Raw genomic sequence first — 25,981 nt, 5'->3', positions numbered from 1 at the left:
GCGCCACACTCCCGCACACTCTGCCCTGCCGATGCCGATCATCGTAGTCGGCCGCGCCCTGATCCCACGCCGACGCCAGGCCACCCAGCGCTCAATCGCCGCAGTCGGTACGCGCACCCGGCGACCGACCGTCCGGACCACCGCCCCGGTCAGGGCGTGCTGATGCTGCAGTCCTTCACGGTGTCGTCGCAGCTCTCGGCTCCCCTGGCTATCCCGTAGAACAGGGCGGCCATCAGACCCACCACCGCGAGCGCCCCGACGGTGCGCAGTACCGCGTTCCACCAGCCGGTGGCGTGCAGGCAGAAGTCGATCAGGACCACCCCGATCGGGAACGCACCGAAGAACATGAACATCCCGAAAATGAACCACCCTTCGGCCCCCATGCAAGCATGGTTGCCCCACCCGGTCCCGCCTACACCGGCAGCGCGGACTCTTTCCGCATCCGCCGCAGCCCTGCGATCCGCACCATCGGGCCCTGACGTGCATACTTACCGGATGATCAGCAGGACGTTGAGGTGATGACGCGGTGAAACTGGCTGAAGCGCTCGCGCAGCGCACGGCTGCGGTACGGCGGGTCGAGCAGCTGCGGGCGCGCGTCGTCGGCAGCGCCCGCTACCAGGAGGGCGAGGAACCGGCCGAGAACGCGGCGGAGGTCCTGGCCGAGGCGGGCAAGGTGCTGGACGAGCTGGAACGGTTGATCCGTCAGATCAACCTCACCAACTCCACCGCACGCATCGAGGGCGGCGGCACCCTCACCGACGCCCTCGCCCGCCGGGACGTCCTGCGGATGCGCCACTCGGTGATCACCTCGGCCGCCGACGCCGCCTCCGGGCACGACCAGCGCGGGACGGTGCGTCAGATGCGGTCCGAGCTGAGGATCCTCTCGGCCCTGCCGGTCGCCGAGCTCCGCGCCCGGGCGGACGTCCTGGCCAAGGAGATCCGCGAGGTGGACACCCTGATCCAGCGCACCAACTGGGAGATCGACCTGCTGGAGGGCTGACCCCACGAGCCGGGTGTGGGAAAGCAGGTAGTCGCCACGGAGGCGTGCACACACCGCGGGCCGGCGGTTTATCCGGCCCTTGGTGCGTGAAGAGCAACGCAGGGGTTCGACTCCCCACTCACAGTGCAGCTCAGCACCGCGTACAAGTGACAGTGCACACCGCACAGTTCATCACCACGTGCAGATCCGGACGACGAGGGCGGGAACGGGGCGCCCCACACCCGGATGCGAGGGCCGTGCACACCAGCACGGCCCTCGCATCCACAACACCCAGAGCCAGGTCGGACAAGCGATCCTGATCCTCCCTGTCGGTCGTGCTCGGAACTCGCCGGCCGGCGTGCCGGACCTGAGGTGCCGTGAGGAACTGGACGTTCCGGTGGTGACCGCCCCCGTCCATGACCGGGCCGGGTGGCGCGTATTCGCCTGTGCATGTCACCACCCGTTGACAGCCATCACAGGCCGCCGCAAGATTCACCCGCCCTGCACAACCCGGGAACCTCAGCCCGCCTCCCGGATCCGCGGGCGCCCCGTGCCACCGCCGCCTCCGAAGGGACCACCCCCGATGCGCCGCACCGCAGCACTCCTGACGACCGCTCTGCTCCTCGGCACCGGCGTCCTGGCCGCCCCCGCCGCCAACGCCCGACCCACGTCGGTCCCCAGCCCGGGCGGCGGCTCGTGTTTTGCGTACCCTTCCGGCCCTTTCGGGATCGGTGTCTGCTCCGGCATCGAACCGCGCCGCGCCTGGGCCGTCCACGCCACCTGTGAGTCCGGCATCAACGTCACCAGCGGCCTGCGCCTCGGCGACGGCACCGCCACGGCCAACTGCGGCAGCGGCCGGATCCGGTCCACCTCCGTCGCCATCGGCCCCCTCGTCCCGTAGCGCGCGGCCGTCACCCCTGTCGCCCCCACCTCCCACGCCGCGCCGCGCGGAACGGGGCGGGTGGATCCCGTAGAGTCGGCCAATGGCGAAGTACTTCGACGTGCACCCGCAGTCCCCCCAGGCCCGCACCATCGGCACCGTGGCCGACAGCCTCCGCTCCGGAGCCCTGATCGCGTACCCGACCGACTCCTGCTTCGCTCTCGGCTGCCGCATGGGCAACCTCGAGGGCCTCGAACGGATCCGGTCGATCCGCCGTCTCGACGACCGCCACCACTTCACCCTGATGTGCGAGAACTTCGCCCAGCTGGGGCAGTTCGTCCACATCGACAACGCGGTCTTCCGCGCGGTCAAGGCGGCGACACCGGGCAGCTACACCTTCATCCTCCCCGCCACCAAGGAGGTCCCGCGCCGGCTGATGCACCCGAAGAAGAAGACGGTGGGGGTCCGGATCCCCGACCACGTCGTCACCCGGGCCCTGCTGGCCGAACTCGGCGAACCCCTCGTCTCCAGCACCCTGCTCCTCCCCGGCGAGGACGAGCCGATGACCCAGGGCTGGGAGATCAAGGAGCGGCTCGACCACGTGGTGGACGCCGTGATGGACTCCGGCGACTGCGGCACCACCCCGACCACGGTCATCGACTTCTCCGACGGCGAAGCGGAGATCGTCCGACGCGGAGCCGGCGACCCCACCCCCTTCGAATGACGACACCGCCCGGCTGACGTACCGTCACCCCGCTCCCCCTCCGGGAGCGGAAAGGCTTGGCCGGGGGCGTCAGCGAAGTCCTAGGATCCCACCATGAAGATCTGGACGGAGCACCCTGCCCAGAGCGAGGTCGAAGCAGTCGTCCGTCACTACTTCGACCTGCTCCGGGCCGGGCGGATTCCCGAAGCCGAGCAGCTCGTCGATCACGCCCCGGTCCGGCACGTGCTCAGGTCGCTGTGGGACGGCTCGGTCGAAGCGAACACCGACGAGGACGAGGCGAGTTCCAGCCCTGCTGCCGACGCGTGGGCGCAGGACCTGTCCTGGCTCGCCGAACTCGAACTCGCGGACTTCCACTGGGGCCACTCGGGCACCAACTTCTACGTCGAGATCAGCTACCGCACGCAGATCATCGAGGTGTCACTGAACTTCCGGGTCAAGCCCGTTGACGCCGGCTGGGTCCTCTCGGGTCCGGCCACCCTCTGGTAGGGCGGAGTCACCCGCTCGTACGGACAGCTGATGTGCACGAGGGATCAGCTGCCACCGTCCGTCCCGTCCGACGGTGCGAAGAGAGCCCGGACGGTTGCGGTGGCCAGGTCCCGCAGCCAGGTGTGGGCGCGGTCGTCGTCGTACCGCTGGTGCCACAGCAGGTACAGCGGGACCTCGGGCAGCGGAAGTGGCAACGGCAGTGTGGCCAGGCCGAGTTGTTCCCGCGCTGCACGGGTGACCGCGTCGGGGACGGCGACGACCAGGTCGGTGTCGCGGGCGAGTTGCAGGGCGAAGGCGGCGGTGGGCCCGGCCGCGACGACGCGTCGTGAGAGGCCACGGGCCGTCAGGGCGTCGTCGATCGGGTCGTGCAGGCTGCCACGGCGCGAGATGGTGAGGTGCTCGGCGGCGGCGTACCGCTCGATGCCCAGCGGGCCTTCGGTGAGCGGGTGACCCGGTCGGACCGCGAGGACCAGCCGGTCGCTGCCGACCAGGCGGTGCCGGATGTCGGGGAGCGCCGGAGTACCGGAGCTCGATTCGAGGTCGACCTCACCCCGACGCAACTCGGCGTCGTCCGTACCGGGTTCGGCCGACAGTCGCAGCCGTACGCCGGGTGCCTGGCGGTGGACGGCGGTGATCAGGGCGGTGCCGCAGGCGGCGGTGAGGGCGTCGTGCCAGCGCACGGTGAACACCCGGTCCAGGGCTGCCAGGTCGAGTTCCTGCTGCGCGGACAGCAGCTGATGGGCCTGCTGGACGAGGGCGTGGACCTGGGCGCGCATGGCGAGCGCGCGGGTGGTGGGGACCATGCTGCGGCCGGTGCGGACCAGGATCTGGTCACCGGTGACCTTGCGGATGCGGCCCAGGGAACGGCTCATCGCCGGTGCGGTGACGTGGAGACGCGCGGCGGCGCCGGCCACGCTGCCCTCCTCCAGCAGTGCGTCCAGGGCCATGAGCAGGTTCAGATCCAGTTGCATGGCAGTAACTCTACAAGTGAACAGCATGCACTTGTCGTTAATGACCGGGGAGCCTACCTTCGAAGAGCAGGCGCGAGACGAACCCTCCGCCCACATCGAATCCAGGGAGCCCACCATGAGCAGCACAGCCGTGCCTTTCGCCGCCGGCCCGACGCTCCTGTCCGAGGTCACCGCCGCGGTGCGGACCGCAGGGCTCACCCTGCGCGACCGCCACACCCCGCACGCCCGGGGCGTGAGCCTGGAGGAGATCGTCGCCGAGATCCACGCCAATGACGCCGCGGTCCTGGACGTGCTGCGGGAGCCACTGCTGCGGGCCCGGCCGGGATCGCGGTGGGCCGAGGACGAGTTGGCCGGGGGTGCGCTCCCGGCGGGGGAATGGTGGGTCGTCGACCCGGCCGAGGGAAACATCAACCACGTGCACGGCATGGAGGACTGGGCCGTCACCGCCACCCTGGTCCGCGACAACCAGCCGGTGCTCACCGTCGTCCACCTGCCGCTGACCGGCGACACCTACACGGCGGTCGCCGGCGGCGGTGCCCACCTCAACGGCCGGCCGCTGAAGGTGTCCGCCAAGACCGATCTCGGCGCCGCCCTCGTCGGCACCGGCCAGGCCAGGCCCGGCGAGGACGAGCGCACCTTCCGGCGGATCGGCGACTCGGTCACCGCCATGCTCGTCAACGGCCTGGTCGTGCGGGTGTCCGTGCCCGCCACGATGCAGCTCATCCACGTCGCGGCCGGACGCACGGACGCCTTCTGGCAGTTCTCCGACGTCCGCTCCGGCCTGGTCGCCGGCGCGCTGCTGGTCGCCGAGGCCGGCGGCACCGTCACCGACCTGGCGGGCGCGCCCTGGAGCACGGCCAGCCGCGACTTCCTGGCCACCGCCCCCGGCATCCACACCGCCGCCCTCGACGTCCTGTCCCCGATCGCCTGACCCGCCGCCCTCCGCTCTCCTCCCCACCGCAAGGAGCATCACCACATGACCAGCATCGGCATCCTGGGCGCCGGCCGCGTCGGCGCCAACCTCGCCGGCAAGCTCTCCGCCGCCGGACACCACGTCACCCTCGGCGTACGCGACCCGGAGGCGGCCGCAGCGCTTGCCACCGGCACCGCTCCGCAGATCGCCTTCGCCGACCAGCGCACCACGGCCCGCACCGCGGACATCGTGATCAACGCGACGCCCGGCCACGACTCCCTGGAGCGCCTGACCGACCTGCGCACCGAGCTCTCCGGCAAGCTCCTCGTCGACGTCTCCAACGCCACCCGCGACGCCGGTGACGGCCTGCCAGGTGACCTCTGCTACCCCGGCAGCAGCCTCGCCGAACAACTCCAGGCCGCCCTCCCCGACACCCGCGTGGTCAAGACCCTCAACACCATGCTGTTCATGGTCATGACCGCTCCCGAAATCCTCACCACTCCCCCGACCGCCTTCCTCTCGGGCGACGACCGGAACGCCAAGGAGACCGTCACCGGCCTGCTCGGCGACCTCGGCTGGCAACCCGGATGGATCGAGGACCTCGGCGACATCACCACGGCCCGCGCCACCGAGGCCATGATCCTCCTGGTCCCCCACGTCCTGCGCCGAAACGGCTTCAAGCCCTTCGCCGTCTCCCTCACCCGCTGACCGTCACGCCCGGGTCCGGACCAGAACCGGTAACGCCGCCGTCCCGAGCGCCGATCCCACCCTCGTACGTCGGCCAGAACGCCCCGGGCGACGCGGCCACCGGACTTCGACAGGTACCCGGGGTACCGCCGTTGTGGCAGGCTTCCGTCCCAAGCCGGCCGTGAGGAGCGACGGTGACACTGCCTGACCCAGCGTCAGCCGACGACGCGGACCGGGACCCGGACGAGCACGTGCGGTTCGCCCGCTACCGCAAGGCATTCGACGAGGTGGCCCTAGGGAGCGTATCGAGTCGTGATCAATCTGTGGGATGTGCCTTCGTGGCACGGCCCGGTCCGGTAGACCGTCTTGCGTGACGCGAGTTCAACTGACTGATGATGAGTGGGAGTTCATCGAGCCGTACCTGCCGATCGGCGAGTACGGCCCGTACCCCGAGCGGCTGCGGCAGCAGTTCGAGGGTGTGATCTGGCGGTTCAAGACGGGCGGGCAGTGGCGGGAGATGCCGACGGAGTTCGGCGCCTGGTCGACCGTCCACAACCGCTTCCGGCAGTGGCGCAACGCCGGGGTCTTCGAGGCCCTGCTGGAGGGCACGATCGCGGAAGCCGCGAAGCGCGGTGAGGTAGATCTGTCCCTGGTCAGCATCGACTCCACCACCGCCCGGGCCCACCACGACGCGGCCGGCATGCACCTCGACGGGGACGTCGTCACCGCCCTGGAGAAAGCCGCCGCCGAGGAGGAGAAGGCTAGGTCAAGGGGGCGGCCTCGAAGAACAAAGCGGGCAGGAGGCCGAAAGCGATCCCGCGCGAGAGGAGCGAAGACGCATCCGGCGTCGGCACGGACTCCGACTGAAGGCCGCCCTGCTCGGCAGGTCCCGGGGCGGACTCACCAGCAAAATTCATCTCGCCGCGGACCGCGGATGCCGTCCGCTTGCACTTGTCCTGACCGCCGGACAGGCCGGGGACAGCCCGCAGTTCATCCCCGTTCTGAAGAGGGTGCGGGTGCGCGGGCCCGTCGGCCGTCCCCGCACCCGGCCGGACGCGGTCGCCGGGGACAAGGCCTACTCGTCCCGCGGAAACCGCGCCCACCTGCGTAAACGCCGAATCAAGGCGGTCATCCCGGAGAAGAAGGACCAGGCCGCCAACCGGAAGAAGAAGGGCTCCGGAGGCGGCCGCCCCGTCAGCCACGACGCCGACCTCTACAAGGAGCGGAACACCGTCGAGCGCGCGATCAACAGGATGAAGGCGTGGCGCGGCATCGCCACCCGCTACGACAAGACTCCGGGCAGCTACCTCGCCGGCCTCCACCTCCGCGCCTCGATTATCTGGATCAAGGACCTCACGCGAAGCTCCACTTGATCACAACCAAATACGCTCCCTAGCGGACGCGGCCGCCCTCGTCATCCGCACCGCCGAAACGTCCCCGGCCACGGCCGCGCTCGCCGTCCTGGCCGACAACGGCCACACCCGACGCATCCGCACCGTCGCGGGATCCCGGCTCACGGCCACCCAACGGCCCACGGCAACGGGCCGGTGCTGACAGCGTTCCCCTCGCACCGGAGCCCCTGACGGATCGGCAGACCGTCTGCCCGGCGGGTCACGCGGTGGTGGGCTGCCAAGTGAGGTCGAGTGCGGCGTCGACGGTGGCGGTGCACGGCTCCTGGGAGCCGCCGAGGGCTGCGTGGGGCAGCAGTGCGGGCGTCCCGGTCTCCAGCGCATGGGTGATGTCCTGGAGCATCGAGGTGACCGAGGCCCACTGGGGAACGTCCAGGATCCAGGTCTCGTGGTCCCAGATGAGCACCGCGCCGTGGGTGTCACCGGGGCGCAGGTCGACGATCAGTCCGTCGCCGCCGGGGTTCAACGCGATCGGCATGAAGTCCCGCAGGTAGCGGGGCTCGGGCCGGCCGTTCTCGTCGAACGAGTCACCTTCCTCCTCGGCGACCAGGAGCCAGATCTCGTGGGTCTCCAGGGCCTCGTCCAGTGGGACCGGAGCGAACTCGCCCGGAATCCAGTAGCCCGCGTTGACCTCGGGCAGCAGCCACCACGCCCGCAGGTCGGCCGGCAGCGACCGGCCGAGGTCCGCCTCGAACGCGTCCAGACGCGCGGTATCCGACGCCCGCCTCGCCGGGACGCCTCGGGTGTGTGCAGTGAGCCAGGTGCCGGCACGGCGGCTCCACGAGGTCAGAACGTCGTGATCAACAGTTGCCATGACGGGCAGTCTGCACCACCGGGGTGTCAACAGCCGACGCCGTGCGGCACGCGGGGACGACAGTCTCGGGAAGCCCGACTCCGGAAGCCGTCGCCCCCCGAGCGGGCCCTGACCACACCGCGCGGGCCCCGTACTCCGCTGCGATGACCGCCACCTCCTCCCTCGACGGCATGCTGATCACCACGATGACCGGGCGGGCCAAGAGGGGTGACACATGATCATGCGGGCGGTGGGGGCGACGTGGTGGAGCCCGGCCATCTTGCCGGCACCACCCCGGGCCGGCCGGCTGCCTGAGTCGACGGCTACCGCGTGACGACGGCGATGCAGCGGCGAAGTTCCTCGACCGCCTCGGTGGCGCCGTCGACCGTGACGCCACTCGGCTCGCCTGCGACGGTGCGGTTCCATACCCAGCGCAGCACGTCGGCGGGTGCGCCGCTGATCGTCACGTCGGCCTTCTCGTCGGCGCCGTCCTCGACCGTGAACCGGCCGGGGCCGGTTCGCACGTGCCAGGACGCGTCGTCCGTGCGTACGGCGTACGTCCGCCCGGGCGAATCCGCGAGGATTTCGGTGAAGGAGTCACCCCAGGTGCGGACGCTGAAGGAAACGTAGACCTTGAGCAGTTCGTCGATGCCGTCGACAGCGAGGTCGGCCGGGATGGGCGCGATCGGCCGCCCGGTGGCGAGTTCGGCGTCGATGCGGTGGATCACCGTCTCCTGTGCCATCCGCCGGATCAAGAAGCGGACTGACCGGTCCGGGGCGTACCAGGTGTCGGCCGGGTCCTCCGGTTCGTGTGCGGCGAACTCGGCGAGCAGGTCGGCGTAGGTGCGGTCGAGCAGGGCGAGGGGTTCCTCGTCGGCGAGCCCGGCCGGCGGCCAGGGATCGGGTTCGGCACCTTCGCGCATGGTGACCGTCTTCTGCAGGTAGGCCTGGCCAACATGCCGGGCCAGGTCCGCCACGGTCCAGTCGGGGCAGGTCGGCACGGTGGCCGCCAGGTCGGTCGAGGCGACCGCGCGCAGCCTGGCGAAGTCGGCCGCGAGGCATTCGAGGAGACGGGGAACATCCATGCCGGCCAGTTCAGCACACGCGTTCGCCTGAATGCCGTGATTATCGAACGCCCAAGTGCGGCGCCTGCGCTGCCATGTGCGCGGCCTGGCTGCCGACCCCGCACTTCACGGGTCGCTGAATCAGGTCCGTAGCCGGCGGGTTCGGGCGGCTTCGATGCCGAGGAGGTCCAGGAGGTGGAGCCGGCAGGAACCCCTGTACGGGACTACTCCGCCAGCAGCTTGCGGACGAAGTCCTCCTGCCCGGCGCGGAGTTGGGTGACCAGCTGAGGGGTGGCGGGGTCGCCCAGCTGCTTCGTGATGGAGAACGAGAGGCTGCGCCGGGGGTGCCCACCGCGAGCTGCGTGTAGCACGGTGATCGCGCCGGGCGGCCCGTCCTGCGCCCCGACGAGCTCGGCCAGTCCCCGCCACAGCTGGTGCTCCCCGCTCGATGACGGTCCGCCATGAGCGAGGGCGGGCGCAGGCGCGGCACCGACGAGGGCGAGGGTGGCCGGCGGGACGACGACGGTGGAGCTCAGCCGAGGGCGTCGAAGGGCGGACGGGCGTGACCGTGACCGGCATGGTGTCACCCTCTCCAGAGGCTGCCCGCGCGAAGCCGCGCCCGGGCTGGAACGGACCTGATCGAGGTAGCCATGACCGGTCGCCGGCCCGGCGAACCGAACCGGCCCGACCAGTGACCTGGTCGGGCCGGCAACTGGACCGTCAGGGCGTGCGGCGCGGCGCTCTAAACTGCTGCCGAGGAGGCGATCATGGGGATTGAGCTCGAAGTGCATTCCGTTCGACCGGCGCGAAGCAACTGGAACATGTCCAGGGCCTCGCTCCTGCAGGGCTCGTACGAGCACGGCGAGGCGCTGGCGGAGGTCCTCGGACGGCTCAACGTGAACGGCCCCGGCAAGCTGTGCTCGGTGGATCCGTGCGGCAACACCCAGTTCAACGAGCAGGAGGCGCACGCCGCGCTAGGCGAGATCGCCGGACTGCTGAAGCAGTGCTCCGACGCCACACAGACCGCTGCCGTGACCGACCTGGCTGCCCTGCTGAAGGCCTGCGCGACGACGCCGGGAAGCTACTTGTGGTTCATCGGGGACTGATGTGGTAGTGCCGGAGTTGAGCCAGTAAGGATGTGACTCAGTGCACTAGTTGTCGCCAACAGTGGTACTTGACGCGGTTCTCTGCTCAGGTCAGCACGACAACTGCCGCTGAATTGGCGAGGTATCTGGCGGCTGGCGATCGTTCGGCAGGCAGACGCTATGAGGGGCTGGCCTGCTGGTGTTGACGTTCGCTCACATCGAGCCACGTCAGATACCACCGAGCAAAGGTCGTCGGCTCGCCGCGCTCGTCCAGCAGCGGAGTGAGGTCCTCGTCGTCCACCCGGTTGTCGGACCAGATCCGCCCCTGCTCGGAACCGCTGATGATCAGCCACTGGCGGGCGGCGCAGCCCAGGTGCGAGATCACGACGGCGCCGACCGTACGATCCGGTGAGAACATCACAGGTTCCCATCGCTCGTCCCAGGACTCGATGGCGTGCTCAGTCACACCCTGGACGACAGATGCCGTGCCGACACGACAGGTTGCCTGCCGAGTCACAGCGGACGACCACAGACGACCGTGGCGGCTCATAGGCTTGGCAGGTGGACCGACACGACGAAATCCTCCAGCCCGGAGCAGAGTTGAAGCAGCCGAAACCCACCGTAGGACCGCCGGGCGACACCAACCCGCGCCCCGCGAACGAACCCGTCACCCCCCACCCGACTGATCCGGTTCGGGAAGCGGACGGCGAACCTGCAGTGCACGACCTGCATCTCCTGCCCCAGTACTTCGATCTCGTTGCAGACGGCACGAAGACCATCGAGGTCAGAGTCGCTACGCCGAGGAAGCTGACGATCCGGCACGGGGACCTCCTCCGGTTCACCACCGACGAGACCACCCACATCGAGGTGCGGGTCACCAGGGCTACCCGCTACGACAGCTTTTCCGAACTCCTCGCCGCCGAGCCGCTGCCTGCGGTGAACCGGCTCACTGACCAGGCCGGGGCGCTACGCGCCCTGCGCGACATCTACTCCCCGGAACGGGAAGCCCTCGGTGTGCTCGCCATCGAGTTCACCAGCCAGCCGACGCCCTGAGCCGGTCCGGCTCATGCAGGCGCTACGGTCCGGTTGTTCCACCGATCCTCTTCGGTGCGGTCCCGGAGCGGAGCGAACACCCAGGGCGCCAGGCGCGGGGCGGGCAGGGCCGCGACCTGCTCGATCGGGTGGACGAGCCCGCGTGAGCACATCTCCGCCTTCCAGACGGTCACGGCGGCGGTCGGGTGGGCAGGGTTGATGCCGATCTCGCCCTTGGGGCCGCAGGTGCCGTTGAACGGCGTCGCGATGCCCCGCTCGTTCCAGTACGCCCATGCCTCTCCCGCCTTGGCGCGCTCGAACAGGTGGAACAGCTGCGGGTAGCGGTCGAGCAGCCGGACGTCCCGGAAGAGCAGCTGGCCGAGCAGGTGCGGGGCCTGCCTTGCCAGCACGTCGGTGTCCGCGCTCCGGAAGGTGAACGTCATGGTGTCCGTCGCGGGCGCGAGCGCGGTCACCGCGAAGCGGTAAGCGAGGCGGTCCCGAACGAACTCGCCGGCTCCGTCGGCCAAGCCGGGCTCGACGGAGGCGACGAGTTCGAGGAGCCGGTCGTGGTCGGGGCGGAAGCGGCCGACGTCGAACAGGGTGCCCGTGCCGTCGACGGCGGTGAAGGCGAGCTTCTTGTAGAGGTGGTTGTTCATCTCGCCTCGGGCTGCGAGTTCGCGGCTGGTGCGGCTGGTGGAGTGCAGCATCAGGTACTCGGCGACGGTCTCGAAATAGAGGTACCCGAGGTACGGCATCACCGGGACCGTATCGGCGAGCGCGTCCAGGAGCAGCCGCTCGAGAGAGGGGTGACCGGTGGCGGTGCGCAGCAGGAGGTCGAGCAGCGGCGCGGCAGCGTGCACCCGGTCGGTGACGGAGCGGGTGACGTGATCATCCTCGGCCTCGGTCAGGGTGTGCCGGTGGGAGGTGTAGGCGCGCAGGTGGACGGCGCCCAGACGCAGGTAGTCCAGGCCGACCGGCGGGGCCGGGCGGTCGGGGGTGATCTCGATGACCAGCGGGGTGCTGCCGCGCCTGCTGTCCAGGTCCCGCGTGTTGTCGAGGAGGTGGGCGCCGAGGTTGTGGGGAAGCAGAGCGCCGCCAGGCAGCGGGGTAAGCGGGGAGGCGTAGACCGCGCCGACCAGGCAGCCGGTGGAGGCGAGGAGCCGGCCGCTGTCGCGGATGGCGTCGAGGGAGCGGGTCAGGTGCAGCAGGTGGACCGGGCCGCCGGAGGCCAGGGTGCGGAGCATGGCGTTGCCGTCGGGCCGCAGCAGGTGGCCGTTGGGGGCCGGGTCGATGCGGTGGTGCCAGTCGGCGTCGGCGAGCCCGGCCGGGACCGGCCGGTCGGTGGGCGGGGTGCTGAAGTCGGTGTGGGCGTGGTCCCACGAGGTGCGCACGGGGTGTTCTCCTAGTCGGTCGTCGTGGCGGGGATGAGCTGGAGTGCGTGGTTGAGGGCCTCGGTGGCGTCCGCGCCGTCGAGGAGGGCGCGCTCGCTGCGAACGACCAGGTCGTGGGCCAGCCCCGGGGCCCACGCGGGGACCTGGCCGCGCAGCAGGGCAAGGTCGGGCCACCAACGCAGGAGGGGGAGGCGGTAGCGGTCGAGCGCATCGGCGGCCTTGAGCAGGTCGACCGCCGTCCGGTGCTGTCGGTACGCGTTGGCCTGCTCGGAGGTGAAGTCGTGGAGGGGCACGTCGTGCAGGGCGACGGCGGTGATCGCCTCAGGACTGGCGGCGGACCCGAACGCCGCCTGCGGCACAGTGGGGTGCTCAGTGAGCCAGTGGGCGGCCCGCTCGCCGTGCCCGGGGTCGGCCCGGTCGTGGCGCCGGCGGCAGTCGTGACAGGCCGCAGCGGCGGCCATCGCCACCGCCCACTCCGGGGCGATGCCCTGGTCCGCGGCGAGCAGCTGGAGCAGGACGGCGACCCGCCCGCCGTGCAGCACGCCGTGGATGGAGGTGGCCGTCTCCGTGCGGGCGAACCAGGAGACTTCGGGTACCAGCAGCACCGGCCAGTGTGGCAGGGTGGCCCCGACACCCGCGTCGACGGGCCGGTGGCCGGCGATCCAGTCCACGGTCGGACGGTCCATCACCTGGTGATCGGGGAGCTGCCCGGCCTCGGCCAGCTCCCGCAGCGAGCGTGGTGTCGACGTGGTCATGGATTTCCCCTTGGAAGTGGAGTCGGTTCGATGGGCGTCACGCTGGGCGTGGTGGTGCTGACAATGGGCAACCGTCCTACGGAGCTGCTCGCGCTGCTGGACTCGGTGGCGGCCCAGGAGGGTGCCGATACCGGCGTGCGGACCGTGGTGCTCGGCCAGGGCGTCAAGCTCCCCGAACTGCCCGGGTGGGTGGACGTGGTGGAGCTGCCGGAGAACCTCGGCATCCCGGGCGGCCGGAACGCCGGCGTCGAGCGGTTGCGCGAGATCGGCGGCACCGACGTGCTGGTGGTCCTCGACGACGACGGCCTCCTCCCCAGGACCGACACCCTCGCTCTGGTCCGCGAGGCGTTCGAGCAGAACCCCAAGCTGGGCATCGTGTCCTTCCGGATCGCGGACGAGACCGGCTTCACCCAGCGCCGCCACGTCCCCCGCCTCGGCAAATCCGACCCGATGCAGTCCGGCCCCGTCACCACCTTCCTCGGCGGCGGCCACGCCATCCGCATGCCTGTGATCGACCAAGTCGGGCTGTTCCCGGCGGAGTTCTTCTATGCGCACGAGGAGACCGACTTCGCCTGGCGCGCACTCGACGCCGGGTGGGGCATCGACTACCGGGCCGACATGGTGCTCCAGCACCCCCGCACCGACCCGGCCCGGCACGCCGCCTACTACCGGATGACCGCCCGTAACCGCGTCTGGCTTGCCAAGCGGCACCTCCCGGCACTCCTCGTGCCGGTCTACCTCACCTCCTGGATCGCCTACACCCTGCTGCGCCGCCCGCCGATGGACGGGTTGAAGGCATGGTGGGGCGGGTTCTTCGAGGGCGTGCGGGTGGCGTGCCCGCCGCGCCGTCCGATGCGGTGGAGCACCGTGCGCCGTATGGCGCAGCTGGGCCGCCCGCCGATCTTCTGACCGGTGTACCGGGGGCTGGTGGGTCGACGGGCAGCTGTCCGTCGACCCACCAGTCGGTTTGCCGGTCAGGCCGCGAGCGCGGCCGGGGTGCTCGCTTGGGTGAACCAGTCCGGGACGGCGTCCGGGGTGGCTTTCAGCCAGGCCACGTAGCGGTTGATGCCGTCGGCGAGCGTGACGGTCGGGCTCCACCCGAGGAGGTCGCTCGCGCGCCGGGTGTCCGCGTAGCCGCCGCGCGGGTCCCCCTCGGGCATCGGCGTCTCCACAAACCGGGCCCCGGGGTAGTGCGCGGCGATCTGCTCCGCGATCTCGCGCACCGAAGTCGGCTTCCCGGTACCGATGTTGACTGTCCGCCCGGCCGCCTCCTCGGCGACCAGGGCGAGGATCGTCGCGGAGGCGATGTCGTCCACGTGCACCATGTCCCGCACCTGGTGGCCACCGCCGTTCAGCCGCAGCGGCAGCCCGCTCTCGGCGGACATCGCCATCCACAGCACCATCCACGAGTGCGACCCGGGCTTGGGCACCTGCGGCTCGCCGTACACCGAGAAGTACCGCACGATCGCGTGCTCCGTGCCGGTGCCGGGCAGCATCAGCCGCACCTGGTGCTCCCCCCAGAGCTTCGTGTTGGCGTAGACGGAGATCGGCGTCAGCGGCTGCTCCTCGGAGAACCGCGGCACCGTGCCGGGCGCGCCGTCGCCGTAGACGGAGGCGGAAGAGACGAACACCAGACGCTTCACCGCCGAGTCGGCGACGGCGTCCAGCACGGTCTGGGTGCCGTGCACGTTGGCGGCGAACGCCGTGTCCGGCCGGCGGGTGCACGCGGCGACATCCGCGAAGGCGGCGGCATGGATCACGAAGTCGGCCCGGTTGGCCAGCCAGCGCACGGTGGCCCGCTCCCGGACATCCCCCAGCACGACCTGGGCAGCGTGCCGGTCCACCCCGAACCGGTCGCGCACCGGGTGCGGGTAGGCGTCGAACCGATCCAGGACGACCGGCTGCGCGCCCAGAGCGGAGAGCTGGGCGACGATGCGGCTGCCGACGAGGCCGCCTCCGCCGGTCACCAGCACGCGGGCATTGTCGAGTTGACGCAGACGGGGGTCCGACGGCATCTCAGGCATGGATCTCCCTCTTCGAAGGGGTGAGTTGATGCCCTCAGTGAAGCGCCGGGAGGGTGAGGGGCGGTACGGTGTTTCCTCCCCCACCTCGTTCAATCCGTTCAAGATCACCTGTGGGAGCGGAAATTGACGGTGCGTAAGCCGCCGAACGCTGCCCTCGCGGCAGTCATCGAAGAAGCAGGGTGCACGTACCAATCCCTGGCGAAGGCGGTCCGGGCGATAGCTACCGAAGCAGGCCAGACCCTGTACACCGCGCCCTCGGCCGTTCACTCCTGGATCGCGGGCGGGTCACCAACTGACCGAACAGCGACGTACATTGCCGAAGCCCTCACCAGAATGCTCAACCGGAAGGTCACCCTCACCGAGATCGGTCCAGGCTCCGACAGCATCGGGGAGGCCATCACGGCCGACCCCCTGGCAACCGCCGCCGACCTCGGGAGGCTGGTCATGCACCGCCGCCGCGACTTCCTCGCCCTCGCCTTCTCCGCCACTGCCGTCGGACTCCCGCTCACCTACGACCACCAGGCCGCCGCCGCTACCCTGCGCGCGGCCCGAGCAGGCGGACGAGTCGGCACCACCGAGATCGCCACCGTCCGCCAGCTCACCGAGTCCTTCCGCACCGCCGACAACCGGCTCGGAGGCGGCCACGGCCTCACCACCGTCACCTCCTACCTCACCGACACCGTCATCCCCATGCTCCAAGCCACCTACCCCACCGACGACGTGCGCCGCAGCGCCTACGGAGCCGCCGCCGAACTCGCCACCCTCGTCGGCTGGAAGATGCACGACGTCGGCCGCGAAGGCGCCGCCCAACGCTTCTACCTGCTCGCTTTCCAACTCGCCTGCGAGGCCGACCCGGCAGGCCACGGAGCCTGGATGCTCCGCGCCCTCACCCACCAGGCCCTCGACCTCGGGCAGCCCCACCACACCGTCGAGCTCGCCGAAGCCGGGCTCGCCCGCGCCCGAGGAGAAGTCGATCGCCAGACCGAGGCCCTGCTGCTGGTCACGGCCGCCCGGGCCTACGGCGCCAACGGGCAGGGGCGGGACGCCGCCCGAGCCCTGCTGGCGGCCGAGGACGCGATGCTCGCCGGAGCCGGCAGCGCAGCGCCCGGCTACGCCGCCGCCTCCGGCCCCGTCTCCGCCACCGTCGCCTCCCACATGGGCAAAACGCTGACCGAGATGGGCGACCACCGTGCCGCCGAGCGGCACTACCGGTCCGCCGTGACCGGCCGCGCCCCGGAGACCTACCAGCGCACCCGCGCGCTCACCATCGCCAACATCGCCAAGTCGGTTGGTGCGCAACGGCGTCACGAAGAAGCCGTCGCCCTGTGGGCCCAGTTCCTGGACATCGCGGGCGACGTCACCTCCGACCGCAGCCGGAAAGAACTGGCGACGCTCCGCTCGACCATGACCTCCTACGCCAAGCGCCGAATCGTCGGTGCCGCCGCGCTCGCCGAACGCGCCGCACTCGTCCCGCCCAGCCCGATGCTCGGCTGAGCCGGGCCGAACACCCCCAACTTACCGACCGTGAGAGAGAGTTCTCCATGCCGCAGCGCGTCCGCGCCGTCCTCGTCACCCCGACGGGCACCACCCTCATGATCAAGCGCATCCGCCCCGGCGTCGACCCGTACTGGGTCCTCGTCGGCGGTGGCGTCGAGGACACCGACACCAGCAACGAAGCGGCCCTGCTGCGCGAGGTCCGCGAGGAGATCGCCGGCGACGCCCAGGTCCTGCGCCACCTCCACCAACTGACGAACCCGGCTGGCGAGACGGAGCACTTCTACGTCGCGCGGGTCACCGCGTGGGACTTCGACAACCGCACCGGGCCCGAGTTCGAGCGGGACGACCGCGGCGAGTACCTCCTTGAGGAGGTCCCCCTGACCCCCGAAGCAATCGGTGCCCTCAACTTGATGCCGCCTCAGATCAAGGACGTGCTGGCTGCTGCGACCGGACCCGGCGGCCTGCTGGCCACGGCGTAGCGTCGCGGGCTCCCGCAAGGGACGGGTGCGAGCCGCTGCTTCCAGTCGAGAGCACCGGCCACGCACCCACGTCGTACAGCCAGGCCACCGATCAGACGAGGGCAGGAAGTGCACGACCACGACGAGGAACCGTCGGAGCAGTGGGTCGCGCGCCGCAAGGCCGAGCTCCGACCGGTCGGGAGACTGAAAGCCGTCTCCAGGAACGGCAGCAGCGGAGGCGGTGCGCACGTCCGCCGAGACGCACCCCCCGTCTGATCATGAGCTGGGATGGATACCAGTGGCTGCCTGCGGCAGATCGACCAGCACACCGAAGCCAAAGAAGGCCGGCCGGCACCGTCGCACCCCCTGAGGCAGCGCACCCCAACGGCGCGAGACCTGCCGACGAACGGCTCCGCATCAGCTCCCGCAGCTGACCGCGACGGCGGACCCGACCTCCACCTTGACGAGGACAGCTCCTACTCCGCGATGGGTGAAGCCGTCAACGGGCCCGGCGGATACTTCGGTTGAAACCTGGACGCCCTGGACGCCTGCCTGACCGGCAAATGGCGCGCAGCCCCGCCACTCACCTTGCAGCGGGCGAGGCATTGCTGTTCGACCTCATCGCGGAAATCTTGGAGAGCCGGGGTGTCTGCGTAGTCCTGCGATGACGGCTGGTCGCTGGGTGCTTCCCGGAGTTGCTCTCCCATGCGCGGACCACTGGCACCTGTCGCCACGGTTCCGGTGCTTCAGCTGTTCGACGACGGGTACCTGCCTCACACGCCCTTGGCGTCCTTGGCGACTGGTGGGACCAGCGCGTGGCAGCCCCTACATCTGCTCGAAGTGGAAGGAGCGGATGAAGCAGTCGCGCGGCTGGCCGATCGCGAACAGGACGCAGTCGAGCACGGATCGGGCGGTCAGCGGGTCGCTTCCGGTCCGGGAAGCCTGGTCCCAGCCGGGGTGGAGCGGGTCGCCGTCCGTGAAGTCCGGAGGGTAGAGCGAGATGACGCGGATGCCCTCGGGGCGGAGCCGGTGGGAGAGGATGTCGGCGAAGCCGGCCTGGGCGGCTTTGGCCGCGTAGAACGCGGGGTGCGCCGGGGAGCGGTGGTTGCCGGTCTCCGCGGCCGAGGAGACCAGATTGACCACGTCCGCTCCGACGGAGGCGCGCAGCAGCGGCAGGAAGTGTTTGACCGTCAGGACCGTGCCGGTGGCGCCGGAGGCGATGGTGTCGGTGATCGCGACGTCGTCGGCGTCCAGCAGGTCGGGGCCCACCAGGTAGCGGGCACCGTTGTTGACCAGCACATCCACCCGGTCGGCACGGGCCGTGACCCCGTCGGCGAACGCCCGTACGGAGGCCGGGTCCGCCAGGTCGCAGGCGAATGCGTCAGCCTTCGCGCCGCTGTCGGCCGCCACCTCGTCGGCCACCGTCTGAGCGGCAGCCGGCGAACGCGCGGACACGAACAGGTGCGCACCCGACCGACCCGCCTGCAACGCCAACGCCCGCCCGAAGCCACGCCCGGCCCCGGTGATCACCACTGTGCGCCCGGTGAGATCCACCCGCACACCTCCTTCTGCCCGGTCTTGATCATTACCAGCCTAGCCGTGCGGTCCGAACGGCTGAACCCCTCGACCGAAGCAGGAGTGGGAGACCGGATGCGACCACTCGTTGCGGCACTCCCAGGACTGGGCCGACTGTGACGTACTCGCGAACCTCGATCCCGATGAGCGGCTCTGATGTTCGCTCAGGCCACGTTGGCGAGCGGGCTCCAGGAGCACCTACCGCCGTGGAATCGCCGCAGCACGGCCCGGGCGGCCGCTCCCGCTGCGAGCGGCGACCCTGCGGCCGACGGCCCCGGACCCACCGACGCGCCCTGCTGCTCCCGGCGCCGGGGCAAGTACCATCGGGCCATGACGGTTGAGCTGACGACCCATCTGGACGACGCGCTGGTCGCCCACCTCCAGCAGGAGGCGGAGCGTGCGGGTATCGACCTCGACACCTATCTGTCCAGGGTCCTGACGGCCGATCACCTGGCCGCCCGGGGCACCCGCGAGGCGCAGATCGCCCGTGCGGCCGCTCACACCGCTGCCGCGTACCACTCCTGGGACCGGGCCGGCCGGTCCGAGGACGGCGCGCTGAGCTTCGAGGACGTCTTCGGCCGGTGAGCGCCGACCACGGCTTCGGCGCCCGCTTCTCCGCAGAGGCCGGCAAGCTGATCCGCACCGCCCTGGGCGACGAGCAGCGCAAGCAGCTCCAGACCGCGCTGGAACAGGCGATGGCCGACCCGTGGTCCTGGCCGCCGAGCGACCGGGAAGACCTGGACGACAGCATCCGGCAGATCGTCCTGCCCGAGACGATCGCCCACTACGTCGTGCTCCCGGACCCACCCGTGCCGCACCTGTGGATCATCACCCTCACCATCCTGTGAACACCCCTCCGGCTCACCGAGAGCCGGCCCTGACCGGGGCGGCGGCGTCGTAGACCCACCGGGCGTCGACCGTGCGGTGACCGGTTCCGTGCACTGCTTGCCCACCTGCTGGAGCATCGAGCACTCGACTCCTCGGCAGCCGGTCCCCGACGGCTTGGCGCCGGTCACCCGCAATCGGCTCTGGTCGGTCCGCTCCGTCGTCCACAACACGGCGGTCATGCCCACCGTCAACCGGCCTCGACTGCTGGACGCGATCCGGGCGCAGCCCCTGGTACGGCGGGAGGGTCGATGTGGGGTCCACCGGCCGCACCACCGGTACGAGCCTGGTTCCGGCGCGGCCCTGGAGGCCCGGCGTCTGACCACCGCTCAGCTCGCCGAGATCGAACTCGCCTCCCGCCACCTGGTCGGCCGCTGACCGAACCCCCGGCCGCGTTGCCCTCTGCCCCCGAGCTTTGCCGGCCCCCGGTGAGCTGCGGTACGCCGTCACGCAGAGCAAGCGGTTGGTCCTATGAAGTTATAGGTTCCCACGAACTGATGCGGTCGTCAGACTCACACCCGGCAGGTCAACTCCTGGGAGCCTCGATCGAATTCTCACCGCCTCCGCGCCCCCAGGTCTGCCGCACACATCCGTGCCCGCACCTGATGGCCGGGGACGGGTCCTGACCCGCCGGGACGACCGGTGACCTGAGGTCGCAGGCGAGTCAGCGGCAACGGTGCCGTCCCTCCGTTGCCCGATCGAGCCGCACAGGCGCCGACGGTGCGGTCAGCCGCGACTGGTTGCGTCCGTCCTGGAATACCGACGATGGGAAACATGTCATGCGTAAGACCTTCCGCTCCGCGATAGCCCTGGGCTTCGCCGCCGCCTCGCTGGTGCTCGGCACCGTCTCCGCCGAAGCCCGTTCCGCCCCTCCGACCTCCCAGGGCGACTTCGCCGGGTGCCGCACCGGCTGGGTGTGCATCTACGCCGACGCGAGCTGGAACAGCCGCATCGTCTACCAGTGGCAGAACTACGGCGCCCACAACCTCGCCAACATGGAGGGCTCCCACCGGGTGTTCAACAACCAGACCGGTGGGGCCGTCGCGTACCTGTGTCTCGGCTACGGGGCCTCCAACTGCCCCGGCGGCAACGACGTTCAGCCGTGGGAGTACTGGGACACCAACCTCAGCCCGATCAACTCCGTGTGGATGCCCGCGCCGTAACCACAGCGTCCCGAAACCGGCCAGGCCCTCGTACCGCAACGGCGGTACGAGGGCCTGGCCGGTTTGTCACGCCATCGCAGGCGCCCACCGCCGGGTCGGGTCGACGCACCGTCAGCCGCCCGCAGGGATGCTCCCGTACCGGAATTCCACCGGCCAACAGCGGATCCGCGCAGGTCGGGCCTGCGGTCCGGCGCCGTCGCCCGGTCCCGGACCCTCTGACCCGCTCAGCGGCGGGAGCGGTCGGCCGGCCGTCGGGAACGGCCCGAGGTCGCGTGCAACCTTTCGACGGTCCGACGACATCAGGGTGGCAGGGTGCGCCTGTGTGCCGCCCGAAAGGGGGGAGTCTCGATGGCGAAGGTGTCACGCGACGCCGAGTTCACGGCATTCGTTACCTCGAGAAGCGGGTGGTTGCGCAAGGTGGCCTACCTGCTCTGCACTGATTGGCACCGGGCGGACGATCTGGTGCAGGAGTGCATCGCCAAGCTCTATGTGAACTGGCACCGGGCCACACGGGCGGACAACCTGGACGGCTACGCCAGGACGGTACTGGTCAACACGTTCCTCGCCGAGCAGCGCACCTCGTGGTGGCGGCGGACCGCACGGGGTCAGGCGGTGGTGGACGGCGCCGCACCGATCGGCGAGTTGGAGGCCTCCCTGGATCTGCGGCGGGCACTCGCGGCGTTGCCGGCCCGGCAGCGGGCCACGGTGGTGCTCCGCTACTACTGCGACCTGACGGTGGACCAGACCGCCGAGGCGCTGGGGTGCTCGGCGGGCAACGTGAAGAGCCAGACCTCGCGCGGCCTCGACACGCTGCGCCGCACCCTGACGGACGAACCCTTCAGTGCACCCGGAGGAGTGGCGTGATCAACGACGAAATGCCGCAGCTGGCGGCGCGGTTGGCCGAGCTTGCCGAGGAGCCCGCCCCGGAGATGCGACTGGACCTGGAGCTGGGCCGACGCCTCGGGCGGAGCCGGTTGCGGCGACGCCGGCTGTCCGGCCTCGCCGGGACGCTGGCGGTCCTGGTGACGGTCGGCCTGCTGGGCGCCGGACTCCGGGACCGGCACGACGGGACCCCGGCACCGGCGGTCAGCCCGACCGTGGGGCCGAGCTCGATCACCATGAACGTACGGTTCGGCTGGCTGCCGGACTGGGTGCACTCTGGCCTGGGGTACACCGTCGAGGACGGCCGGGGGCACGCGAGCGTCCAGATGGACGGCGCCACCGAACCCGCCTTCTCCCTGACGCTGACGCCCCGTGGGTCGGAGCCGGAGAGCAAGTACGAGTTGCAGGACGCTCCGAAGGTGAACGGCCGACCCGCGTACTGGCTGATGCACGAGAGTCTCACCGCCGTGCCGGATGAGCGTGGCTACCTGCTGCGGTGGCAGGTCCGGGATGGACGGTGGGCCGAACTCAAAACGGTGTACCTGCCGCGGACCGCGGCGTCGGAGCGGGACGTGCTGCGCGTCGCGGCGGGCATGACCGTCGAGGCGGTGCAGGTGCCACTGCCGGTGCACTTCGCCGACGCGCTCGGCCCGGTCCGGGCTCGCGGCGCGAGTCTGATCCGCTCCAACAGCGCCGGGGAGATCCACTGGTGGATGGGGCTTTCGGCCGACGTGGACGGGCAGCGGATGTCCGTCGTGGCCACCCGCAGCACCCACCTGCAGCCGGACGGCACGCCCTCCTCCGACCAGATCGAGCCGTCCAACGGCGAGTGCCGGATGGTGGGGGACGTCCACCTCTGCCTCAGCTCCGATCAGGCCGCGTTCAGGGGGCTGACGCCCGAAGAGCAGGAGCTGATCCGGAAGGTGCTGGACGGGATCGAGGTGACCCCCGACTTCAAGTAGCGCAAACGCCAGTGCGGCCGGTGCCCCGGGGGACACCGGCCGCACGGTTCGTTGCCGACGCAGGTTCACTGCGGTCAGCGGCGCCCGGCCCGCTCCGTCAGGAGGCGAGGTCCTCGGTGCCGGTGCAGCAGTTGCCGGGGGCGCTCTTGCCGAGGGTGTCCGCGTCGGCCTTGACGACGTAGACCTCCCAGGGCTCCCGGCCGGGGCCGGTCACCCAGACCTTGTCCTGGAGGGCGTAGCAGCAGGAGGTGTCGTTCTCCTCGGAGGTGGCCAGGCCGGCGTCCCGGAGGCGGGTGGCGGCGGCGGTGACCTGCCCGGTGCTCCCGACCTCGACGCCGAGGTGGTCCAGCCGGGTGTCCTCGCCTTCCTGACCCTCGATCAGGACGAGCTTGAGCGGCGGCTCGGCGATGGCGAAGTTCGCGTAGCCGGGCCGGCGCTTGGCGGGCCCGGTACCGAAGAGCTCGGAGTAGAAGGCGACGGAGGCTTCGAGATCGGCGACGCGAAGGGCGAGCTGAACGCGGGACATGGTGGTCTCCTCGATCCGGATCCTTGATTCGACAGCTGTCGATTCAGCGAGCTTGCCTCCCGGGATAGATGAATGTCAACATAGACACATGTCGAATCTGGAACTGCCGGTGCTCGGGCCGGACGACGCCACGGCGTGCTGCTCGCCGCTGGTCCGCGAGCCGCTGGACGAGGCGGCCGCCGTCGACCTGGCGAAGATGTTCAAGGCGCTGTCGGACCCGGTACGGCTGCGGCTGCTGTCACTGATCGCCTCGCACGAGGGCGGCGAGGCGTGCGTCTGCGACCTGACGGGACCGTTCGACGTGTCCCAACCGACGATCTCCCACCACCTCAAGGTGCTGCGCGAAGCCGGGCTGGTCGGGTCCGAGCGGCGTGGGACCTGGGTCTACTACTGGGTGCTGCCCGCCGCACTGACCCGCCTGTCCGCGCTCCTGGAAACCCCGGCCACCCCGGCCACCGCAGGCGGATCCAGATGACCGGGACACCGCCGCCGGCCCGCCGGGCCGTGGCCGAACTGGTCGGGACCACCGCCCTGGTCGCCGTGGTGGTCGGTTCCGGCATCCAGGCCACCGAGCTGTCCCAGGACGTCGGCGTGCAGCTGCTGGCCAACTCGCTCGCGACCGTGTTCGGCCTCGGCGCGCTGATCCTGCTGCTCGGCCCGGTCTCCGGTGCCCACTTCAACCCGGCCGTGACCCTGGCCGCCTGGTGGACCGGCCGCCGGAGCGGGGACGGGCCGAGCCTGCGGGAGGTCGCGGTCTACGTCCCGGCCCAGACCGTCGGCGCGATCGGCGGTGCGGTGCTGGCGGACGCGATGTTCGCCGAGCCGCTCGTCCGGTGGTCGGCCCACGACCGCTGGGCTCCGCACCTGTGGCTGGGCGAGGTCGTGGCGACCGCCGGCCTGATCCTGTTGATCTTCGGCCTGACCCGGACCGACCGCGCGCGGTTCGCCCCGGTCGCGGTCGCCTCGTACATCGGCGCCGCCTACTGGTTCACCTCCTCGACCAGCTTCGCGAACCCGGCGGTGACGATCGGACGCGCGTTCACCGACACCTTCGCGGGCATCGCTCCCGCCTCGGTGCTGCCGTTCGTCGCCGCCCAACTCGCCGGACTGGTGGTCGGCCTCGCGCTGGTCGCGGCCCTGTTCGGCCGCCCGGCGCCCGCCGCCGAGGACATCCCCGTCCCGCGTGGCGACCACCACCCGGCCACGGCCGCCCACTGACCCCGCAGGCTCCGGCCCGTACCCGAAGGACAGTTCCGTGAGCAGTTCCGCCGTCCCGTCCGTGCTGTTCGTCTGCGTTCACAACGCCGGGCGGTCCCAGATGGCCGCCGCGTTCCTCACCCACCTCGGCGGCGGACGGGTGCAGGTCCGCTCCGCCGGCTCCGCCCCCGCCGGGAGCGTGAACGCGGCGGTGGTCGAGGCCCTCGCCGAGGTCGGCATCGACATCTCCGCCGAGATCCCGAAGGTCCTGACCGTCGAGGCGGTGCAGGCCTCCGACGTGGTGATCACCATGGGCTGCGGCGACGCCTGCCCCTTCTTCCCGGGCAAGACCTATCTGGACTGGAAGCTGGACGACCCGGCCGGCCAGGGCGTCGAGGCGGTCCGGCCGATCCGCGACCAGATCGAGGCCCGGATCCGCGACCTGCTCACCGACCAGCTCGGCATCGAACCCGCCGCCTGACCGGCCGCCCTGCCCTCCCGCCCCCCGCCCTCCCCCAACGGCGCGAAGCGGTCAGCCCAGTCCGCCGAGCATGATCCGGGCTATCAGCTCACGACGACTCGCCACCCCGGCCTTCGCGAACACCGACTTCAGGTGGTCCTGCACCGTGTACGGCGTCATGGCCAGCAACCGTGCCACCTCCTTGGTGTCGCAACCGCGCACCAGCAGCAGGGCCACCTCCTGCTCACGGGCCGTCAGGCCGTACGCGGAGAGGTAGAGCGGTATCGCGTCCGCCGGCGTGGCCCGGGTCACGACCACCGTGACCTCGCCGCCCGCCGAGCCCCGCAGCGCCGAGGCGTGCAGCACGAACCAGTGCCCGTCCCGATCCTGCACCCGGATCTTCGCCTGCGAGACCGGCAGCCCGGCGGCCGCCCGCCGGGCCCCCTCGGCGGCCATCGCGAAGGCGATCGGCACCGCCAGCGAGGTCCGCGACGGATCCGCCAGCCGGGCGAGCAGTTCCTCCGCCGGTCCCGACACGGCGATCGGACGGTTCGTCATGCCCAGCACCATCACGGCCGGCCCGCCGCCCGATCCGCCCGGTCCCGGCGCCTCGGGCGGCGGGGCGTGGCAGGCACTCAGCGCGCGGCCGAGGTGCCGGGCGGCGGTGTCCGCCAACTGACGCTGACGGGCCAGGTACGGACCCCGGTCGGGCGCCCGCAGGAACGCGGCGCAGCCCCACATCCCGCCGTGCGCGTCGAACACCGTCCGCAGTTCGTCGCCGAAGCCCGCCGGTGCGACCTGCTCCCGGTACCGGACGCTGTGCTCCGGTCGGCCCCTGGTCGCCCGGCTCAAGGTCTCGGCCCGGAAACCACTGCGCCGGATCTTCGGAAACGTGGCGAGGTCGTCCGCCCACACCTCCAACCGGACCGCCTCCTCGAAGGCGCCCAGGCCCAGATCGTCGCTGAGCACGGAGTTCACCAGCCCGGTCGCCGGATCGGCCGTGTGCCAGCAGACGGCATCGAACTCCAGCACCTGGCGCAGCAGTTCATCCGCTCTGCGGAACACCGCAGCCACCGGAAGCCCGGCCCCCGCCAACTCCCGTAAACCCTCGATCGCCTGCCGCGCCGCCACCCCGCCCACCCCGCGCACTCCCATGGCCGGAAGCTAGCACGCCCGCCGGGAC

At 70.9% G+C, this 25,981-nt stretch carries 33 protein-coding genes and 1 pseudogene; 22 read left to right on the top strand and 12 right to left on the bottom strand.

Going from position 1 to position 25,981, the window contains the following annotated elements; genetic code table 11:
* Positions 1 to 149 precede the first annotated feature (149 nt).
* Positions 150 to 383: a hypothetical protein gene (locus OHV05_RS34010; RefSeq protein WP_405021160.1), complete on the bottom strand. Its 234-nt coding sequence runs from the start codon at positions 381 to 383 to the stop codon at positions 150 to 152.
* A 143-nt stretch (positions 384 to 526) separates the two neighbouring features.
* Between OHV05_RS34010 and OHV05_RS34005 the strand changes: the two genes are divergently transcribed.
* From OHV05_RS34005 to OHV05_RS33990, 4 genes are all read left to right on the top strand, one after another.
* Positions 527 to 1,000, top strand: coding sequence for a DIP1984 family protein (locus OHV05_RS34005; protein ID WP_405021159.1), 474 nt, complete (start codon positions 527 to 529; stop codon positions 998 to 1,000).
* 562 nt (positions 1,001 to 1,562) lie between these two features.
* Positions 1,563 to 1,880 (top strand): hypothetical protein, encoded by a 318-nt coding sequence (locus OHV05_RS34000; protein ID WP_405021158.1) that lies wholly within the window; start codon positions 1,563 to 1,565, stop codon positions 1,878 to 1,880.
* Between the two features lie 82 nt (positions 1,881 to 1,962).
* Positions 1,963 to 2,583: an L-threonylcarbamoyladenylate synthase gene (locus tag OHV05_RS33995; RefSeq protein WP_405021157.1), complete on the top strand. Its 621-nt coding sequence runs from the start codon at positions 1,963 to 1,965 to the stop codon at positions 2,581 to 2,583.
* Positions 2,584 to 2,676: 93 nt separating this feature from the next.
* Complete coding sequence (locus OHV05_RS33990) at positions 2,677 to 3,069, top strand: hypothetical protein (RefSeq protein ID WP_405021156.1); 393 nt, start codon at positions 2,677 to 2,679, stop codon at positions 3,067 to 3,069.
* A 44-nt stretch (positions 3,070 to 3,113) separates the two neighbouring features.
* Here OHV05_RS33990 and OHV05_RS33985 read toward each other — a convergent pair whose 3' ends face one another.
* Positions 3,114 to 4,040: a LysR substrate-binding domain-containing protein gene (locus tag OHV05_RS33985; RefSeq protein ID WP_405021155.1), complete on the bottom strand. Its 927-nt coding sequence runs from the start codon at positions 4,038 to 4,040 to the stop codon at positions 3,114 to 3,116.
* 115 nt (positions 4,041 to 4,155) lie between these two features.
* Between OHV05_RS33985 and OHV05_RS33980 the strand changes: the two genes are divergently transcribed.
* The 3 genes and pseudogenes from OHV05_RS33980 (at position 4,156) to OHV05_RS33970 (ending at position 7,013) form a co-directional block, all read left to right on the top strand.
* On the top strand, positions 4,156 to 4,971 hold the full coding sequence (locus OHV05_RS33980; protein WP_405021154.1) for an inositol monophosphatase family protein: 816 nt from the start codon (positions 4,156 to 4,158) through the stop codon (positions 4,969 to 4,971).
* Positions 4,972 to 5,016: 45 nt separating this feature from the next.
* Positions 5,017 to 5,661 carry an NADPH-dependent F420 reductase gene (locus tag OHV05_RS33975; protein ID WP_405021153.1) on the top strand — a complete coding sequence of 215 codons (645 nt, stop codon included), beginning with the start codon at positions 5,017 to 5,019 and terminating at the stop codon, positions 5,659 to 5,661.
* Positions 5,662 to 6,010: 349 nt separating this feature from the next.
* Positions 6,011 to 7,013, top strand: a pseudogene (locus OHV05_RS33970) (IS5 family transposase).
* A gap of 238 nt (positions 7,014 to 7,251) precedes the next feature.
* On the opposite strand, the gene OHV05_RS33965 reads toward OHV05_RS33970, so the two are convergent.
* From OHV05_RS33965 to OHV05_RS33955, 3 genes are all read right to left on the bottom strand, one after another.
* Entirely contained in the window at positions 7,252 to 7,863 is a 612-nt protein-coding gene (locus tag OHV05_RS33965; RefSeq protein ID WP_405021152.1) for an SMI1/KNR4 family protein, read from the bottom strand.
* 302 nt (positions 7,864 to 8,165) lie between these two features.
* Positions 8,166 to 8,927, bottom strand: a complete 762-nt coding sequence (locus OHV05_RS33960) for a maleylpyruvate isomerase family mycothiol-dependent enzyme (protein ID WP_405021151.1) — start codon at positions 8,925 to 8,927, stop codon at positions 8,166 to 8,168.
* A 203-nt stretch (positions 8,928 to 9,130) separates the two neighbouring features.
* On the bottom strand, positions 9,131 to 9,277 hold the full coding sequence (locus OHV05_RS33955; protein ID WP_405021150.1) for a hypothetical protein: 147 nt from the start codon (positions 9,275 to 9,277) through the stop codon (positions 9,131 to 9,133).
* Positions 9,278 to 9,673: 396 nt separating this feature from the next.
* Here OHV05_RS33955 and OHV05_RS33950 point away from each other — a divergent pair, with 396 nt between their 5' ends.
* A complete protein-coding gene (locus OHV05_RS33950) occupies positions 9,674 to 10,012 on the top strand; it encodes a hypothetical protein (RefSeq protein WP_405021149.1) in 339 nt (112 codons plus the stop codon).
* Between the two features lie 157 nt (positions 10,013 to 10,169).
* On the opposite strand, the gene OHV05_RS33945 is transcribed toward OHV05_RS33950, so the two are convergent.
* Positions 10,170 to 10,457, bottom strand: a complete 288-nt coding sequence (locus OHV05_RS33945; protein WP_405021148.1) for a hypothetical protein — start codon at positions 10,455 to 10,457, stop codon at positions 10,170 to 10,172.
* A 95-nt stretch (positions 10,458 to 10,552) separates the two neighbouring features.
* On the opposite strand from OHV05_RS33945, the gene OHV05_RS33940 reads away from it, so the two are divergent.
* On the top strand, positions 10,553 to 11,044 hold the full coding sequence (locus tag OHV05_RS33940; RefSeq protein WP_405021147.1) for an ASCH domain-containing protein: 492 nt from the start codon (positions 10,553 to 10,555) through the stop codon (positions 11,042 to 11,044).
* An 11-nt stretch (positions 11,045 to 11,055) separates the two neighbouring features.
* On the opposite strand, the gene OHV05_RS33935 is transcribed toward OHV05_RS33940, so the two are convergent.
* Together OHV05_RS33935 and OHV05_RS33930 are read right to left on the bottom strand one after the other, a co-directional pair.
* Positions 11,056 to 12,414, bottom strand: coding sequence for a hypothetical protein (locus tag OHV05_RS33935; RefSeq protein WP_405021146.1), 1,359 nt, complete (start codon positions 12,412 to 12,414; stop codon positions 11,056 to 11,058).
* An 11-nt stretch (positions 12,415 to 12,425) separates the two neighbouring features.
* Complete coding sequence (locus tag OHV05_RS33930) at positions 12,426 to 13,169, bottom strand: hypothetical protein (protein ID WP_405021145.1); 744 nt, start codon at positions 13,167 to 13,169, stop codon at positions 12,426 to 12,428.
* A 30-nt stretch (positions 13,170 to 13,199) separates the two neighbouring features.
* On the opposite strand from OHV05_RS33930, the gene OHV05_RS33925 reads away from it, so the two are divergent.
* Positions 13,200 to 14,078 carry a glycosyltransferase family 2 protein gene (locus OHV05_RS33925; RefSeq protein WP_405021144.1) on the top strand — a complete coding sequence of 293 codons (879 nt, stop codon included), beginning with the start codon at positions 13,200 to 13,202 and terminating at the stop codon, positions 14,076 to 14,078.
* 65 nt (positions 14,079 to 14,143) lie between these two features.
* Here the strand turns inward: OHV05_RS33925 and OHV05_RS33920 are convergent, their stop codons facing one another.
* On the bottom strand, positions 14,144 to 15,193 hold the full coding sequence (locus tag OHV05_RS33920; protein ID WP_405021143.1) for an NAD-dependent epimerase/dehydratase family protein: 1,050 nt from the start codon (positions 15,191 to 15,193) through the stop codon (positions 14,144 to 14,146).
* Positions 15,194 to 15,316: 123 nt separating this feature from the next.
* On the opposite strand from OHV05_RS33920, the gene OHV05_RS33915 reads away from it, so the two are divergent.
* From OHV05_RS33915 to OHV05_RS33905, 3 genes are all read left to right on the top strand, one after another.
* Complete coding sequence (locus OHV05_RS33915; protein WP_405021142.1) at positions 15,317 to 16,687, top strand: tetratricopeptide repeat protein; 1,371 nt, start codon at positions 15,317 to 15,319, stop codon at positions 16,685 to 16,687.
* A 47-nt stretch (positions 16,688 to 16,734) separates the two neighbouring features.
* The gene (locus tag OHV05_RS33910) at positions 16,735 to 17,169 is read left to right on the top strand and encodes an NUDIX domain-containing protein (protein WP_405021141.1); all 435 of its coding nucleotides are present in this window, start codon (positions 16,735 to 16,737) and stop codon (positions 17,167 to 17,169) included.
* A gap of 108 nt (positions 17,170 to 17,277) precedes the next feature.
* Entirely contained in the window at positions 17,278 to 17,424 is a 147-nt protein-coding gene (locus OHV05_RS33905) for a DUF6087 family protein (RefSeq protein WP_405021140.1), read from the top strand.
* Positions 17,425 to 17,973: 549 nt separating this feature from the next.
* On the opposite strand, the gene OHV05_RS33900 is transcribed toward OHV05_RS33905, so the two are convergent.
* Entirely contained in the window at positions 17,974 to 18,702 is a 729-nt protein-coding gene (locus OHV05_RS33900) for an SDR family oxidoreductase (protein ID WP_405021139.1), read from the bottom strand.
* Positions 18,703 to 19,053: 351 nt separating this feature from the next.
* Between OHV05_RS33900 and OHV05_RS33895 the strand changes: the two genes are divergently transcribed.
* From OHV05_RS33895 to OHV05_RS33870, 6 genes are all read left to right on the top strand, one after another.
* Positions 19,054 to 19,308: a hypothetical protein gene (locus OHV05_RS33895; RefSeq protein WP_405021138.1), complete on the top strand. Its 255-nt coding sequence runs from the start codon at positions 19,054 to 19,056 to the stop codon at positions 19,306 to 19,308.
* Positions 19,305 to 19,571, top strand: coding sequence for a hypothetical protein (locus OHV05_RS33890; RefSeq protein WP_405021137.1), 267 nt, complete (start codon positions 19,305 to 19,307; stop codon positions 19,569 to 19,571). The genes OHV05_RS33895 and OHV05_RS33890 overlap by 4 nt, the downstream gene beginning before the upstream one ends.
* A gap of 217 nt (positions 19,572 to 19,788) precedes the next feature.
* Positions 19,789 to 19,986 (top strand): hypothetical protein, encoded by a 198-nt coding sequence (locus OHV05_RS33885; RefSeq protein WP_405021136.1) that lies wholly within the window; start codon positions 19,789 to 19,791, stop codon positions 19,984 to 19,986.
* Between the two features lie 401 nt (positions 19,987 to 20,387).
* Positions 20,388 to 20,771, top strand: a complete 384-nt coding sequence (locus OHV05_RS33880) for a hypothetical protein (RefSeq protein ID WP_405021135.1) — start codon at positions 20,388 to 20,390, stop codon at positions 20,769 to 20,771.
* A gap of 348 nt (positions 20,772 to 21,119) precedes the next feature.
* The gene (locus OHV05_RS33875) at positions 21,120 to 21,635 is read left to right on the top strand and encodes a SigE family RNA polymerase sigma factor (RefSeq protein WP_405021134.1); all 516 of its coding nucleotides are present in this window, start codon (positions 21,120 to 21,122) and stop codon (positions 21,633 to 21,635) included.
* Entirely contained in the window at positions 21,632 to 22,615 is a 984-nt protein-coding gene (locus OHV05_RS33870; protein WP_405021133.1) for a hypothetical protein, read from the top strand. Before OHV05_RS33875 ends, OHV05_RS33870 begins: the two co-directional genes overlap by 4 nt.
* Before the next feature lie 97 nt (positions 22,616 to 22,712).
* On the opposite strand, the gene OHV05_RS33865 is transcribed toward OHV05_RS33870, so the two are convergent.
* Positions 22,713 to 23,141: an ArsI/CadI family heavy metal resistance metalloenzyme gene (locus OHV05_RS33865; RefSeq protein WP_405021132.1), complete on the bottom strand. Its 429-nt coding sequence runs from the start codon at positions 23,139 to 23,141 to the stop codon at positions 22,713 to 22,715.
* An 88-nt stretch (positions 23,142 to 23,229) separates the two neighbouring features.
* Here OHV05_RS33865 and OHV05_RS33860 point away from each other — a divergent pair, with 88 nt between their 5' ends.
* Genes OHV05_RS33860 through OHV05_RS33850 form a run of 3 tightly spaced genes read left to right on the top strand, consistent with a single transcriptional unit; the run spans position 23,230 to position 24,819 of the window.
* Entirely contained in the window at positions 23,230 to 23,616 is a 387-nt protein-coding gene (locus tag OHV05_RS33860; RefSeq protein WP_405021131.1) for an ArsR/SmtB family transcription factor, read from the top strand.
* Positions 23,613 to 24,359, top strand: coding sequence for an aquaporin (locus OHV05_RS33855; protein ID WP_405021130.1), 747 nt, complete (start codon positions 23,613 to 23,615; stop codon positions 24,357 to 24,359). Before OHV05_RS33860 ends, OHV05_RS33855 begins: the two co-directional genes overlap by 4 nt.
* A 37-nt stretch (positions 24,360 to 24,396) precedes the next feature.
* The gene (locus OHV05_RS33850) at positions 24,397 to 24,819 is read left to right on the top strand and encodes an arsenate reductase ArsC (protein WP_405021129.1); all 423 of its coding nucleotides are present in this window, start codon (positions 24,397 to 24,399) and stop codon (positions 24,817 to 24,819) included.
* Between the two features lie 51 nt (positions 24,820 to 24,870).
* Here the strand turns inward: OHV05_RS33850 and OHV05_RS33845 are convergent, their stop codons facing one another.
* A complete protein-coding gene (locus tag OHV05_RS33845) occupies positions 24,871 to 25,953 on the bottom strand; it encodes a helix-turn-helix transcriptional regulator (protein ID WP_405021128.1) in 1,083 nt (360 codons plus the stop codon).
* Positions 25,954 to 25,981 lie beyond the last annotated feature (28 nt).

This window comes from Kitasatospora sp. NBC_00070 (assembly GCF_045041205.1).
GTDB lineage: Bacteria > Actinomycetota > Actinomycetes > Streptomycetales > Streptomycetaceae > Kitasatospora.
This window is presented reverse-complemented; position numbering and strand designations above follow the sequence as displayed.

What these genes read in the sequence shown, in the direction of transcription:
- OHV05_RS34010 (WP_405021160.1), bottom strand. Translation starts at nt 383, where the DNA reads ATGGGGGCCGAAGGGTGGTTCATTTTCGGGATGTTCATGTTCTTCGGT.
- OHV05_RS34000 (WP_405021158.1), top strand. Translation starts at nt 1,563, where the DNA reads ATGCGCCGCACCGCAGCACTCCTGACGACCGCTCTGCTCCTCGGCACC.
- OHV05_RS33995 (WP_405021157.1), top strand. Translation starts at nt 1,963, where the DNA reads ATGGCGAAGTACTTCGACGTGCACCCGCAGTCCCCCCAGGCCCGCACC.
- OHV05_RS33990 (WP_405021156.1), top strand. Translation starts at nt 2,677, where the DNA reads ATGAAGATCTGGACGGAGCACCCTGCCCAGAGCGAGGTCGAAGCAGTC.
- OHV05_RS33985 (WP_405021155.1), bottom strand. Translation starts at nt 4,040, where the DNA reads ATGCAACTGGATCTGAACCTGCTCATGGCCCTGGACGCACTGCTGGAG.
- OHV05_RS33980 (WP_405021154.1), top strand. Translation starts at nt 4,156, where the DNA reads ATGAGCAGCACAGCCGTGCCTTTCGCCGCCGGCCCGACGCTCCTGTCC.
- OHV05_RS33975 (WP_405021153.1), top strand. Translation starts at nt 5,017, where the DNA reads ATGACCAGCATCGGCATCCTGGGCGCCGGCCGCGTCGGCGCCAACCTC.
- OHV05_RS33965 (WP_405021152.1), bottom strand. Translation starts at nt 7,863, where the DNA reads ATGGCAACTGTTGATCACGACGTTCTGACCTCGTGGAGCCGCCGTGCC.
- OHV05_RS33960 (WP_405021151.1), bottom strand. Translation starts at nt 8,927, where the DNA reads ATGGATGTTCCCCGTCTCCTCGAATGCCTCGCGGCCGACTTCGCCAGG.
- OHV05_RS33950 (WP_405021149.1), top strand. Translation starts at nt 9,674, where the DNA reads ATGGGGATTGAGCTCGAAGTGCATTCCGTTCGACCGGCGCGAAGCAAC.
- OHV05_RS33930 (WP_405021145.1), bottom strand. Translation starts at nt 13,169, where the DNA reads ATGACCACGTCGACACCACGCTCGCTGCGGGAGCTGGCCGAGGCCGGG.
- OHV05_RS33925 (WP_405021144.1), top strand. Translation starts at nt 13,200, where the DNA reads ATGGGCGTCACGCTGGGCGTGGTGGTGCTGACAATGGGCAACCGTCCT.
- OHV05_RS33920 (WP_405021143.1), bottom strand. Translation starts at nt 15,193, where the DNA reads ATGCCTGAGATGCCGTCGGACCCCCGTCTGCGTCAACTCGACAATGCC.
- OHV05_RS33910 (WP_405021141.1), top strand. Translation starts at nt 16,735, where the DNA reads ATGCCGCAGCGCGTCCGCGCCGTCCTCGTCACCCCGACGGGCACCACC.
- OHV05_RS33895 (WP_405021138.1), top strand. Translation starts at nt 19,054, where the DNA reads ATGACGGTTGAGCTGACGACCCATCTGGACGACGCGCTGGTCGCCCAC.
- OHV05_RS33885 (WP_405021136.1), top strand. Translation starts at nt 19,789, where the DNA reads ATGCCCACCGTCAACCGGCCTCGACTGCTGGACGCGATCCGGGCGCAG.
- OHV05_RS33880 (WP_405021135.1), top strand. Translation starts at nt 20,388, where the DNA reads ATGCGTAAGACCTTCCGCTCCGCGATAGCCCTGGGCTTCGCCGCCGCC.
- OHV05_RS33875 (WP_405021134.1), top strand. Translation starts at nt 21,120, where the DNA reads ATGGCGAAGGTGTCACGCGACGCCGAGTTCACGGCATTCGTTACCTCG.
- OHV05_RS33865 (WP_405021132.1), bottom strand. Translation starts at nt 23,141, where the DNA reads ATGTCCCGCGTTCAGCTCGCCCTTCGCGTCGCCGATCTCGAAGCCTCC.
- OHV05_RS33860 (WP_405021131.1), top strand. Translation starts at nt 23,230, where the DNA reads ATGTCGAATCTGGAACTGCCGGTGCTCGGGCCGGACGACGCCACGGCG.
- OHV05_RS33855 (WP_405021130.1), top strand. Translation starts at nt 23,613, where the DNA reads ATGACCGGGACACCGCCGCCGGCCCGCCGGGCCGTGGCCGAACTGGTC.
- OHV05_RS33845 (WP_405021128.1), bottom strand. Translation starts at nt 25,953, where the DNA reads ATGGGAGTGCGCGGGGTGGGCGGGGTGGCGGCGCGGCAGGCGATCGAG.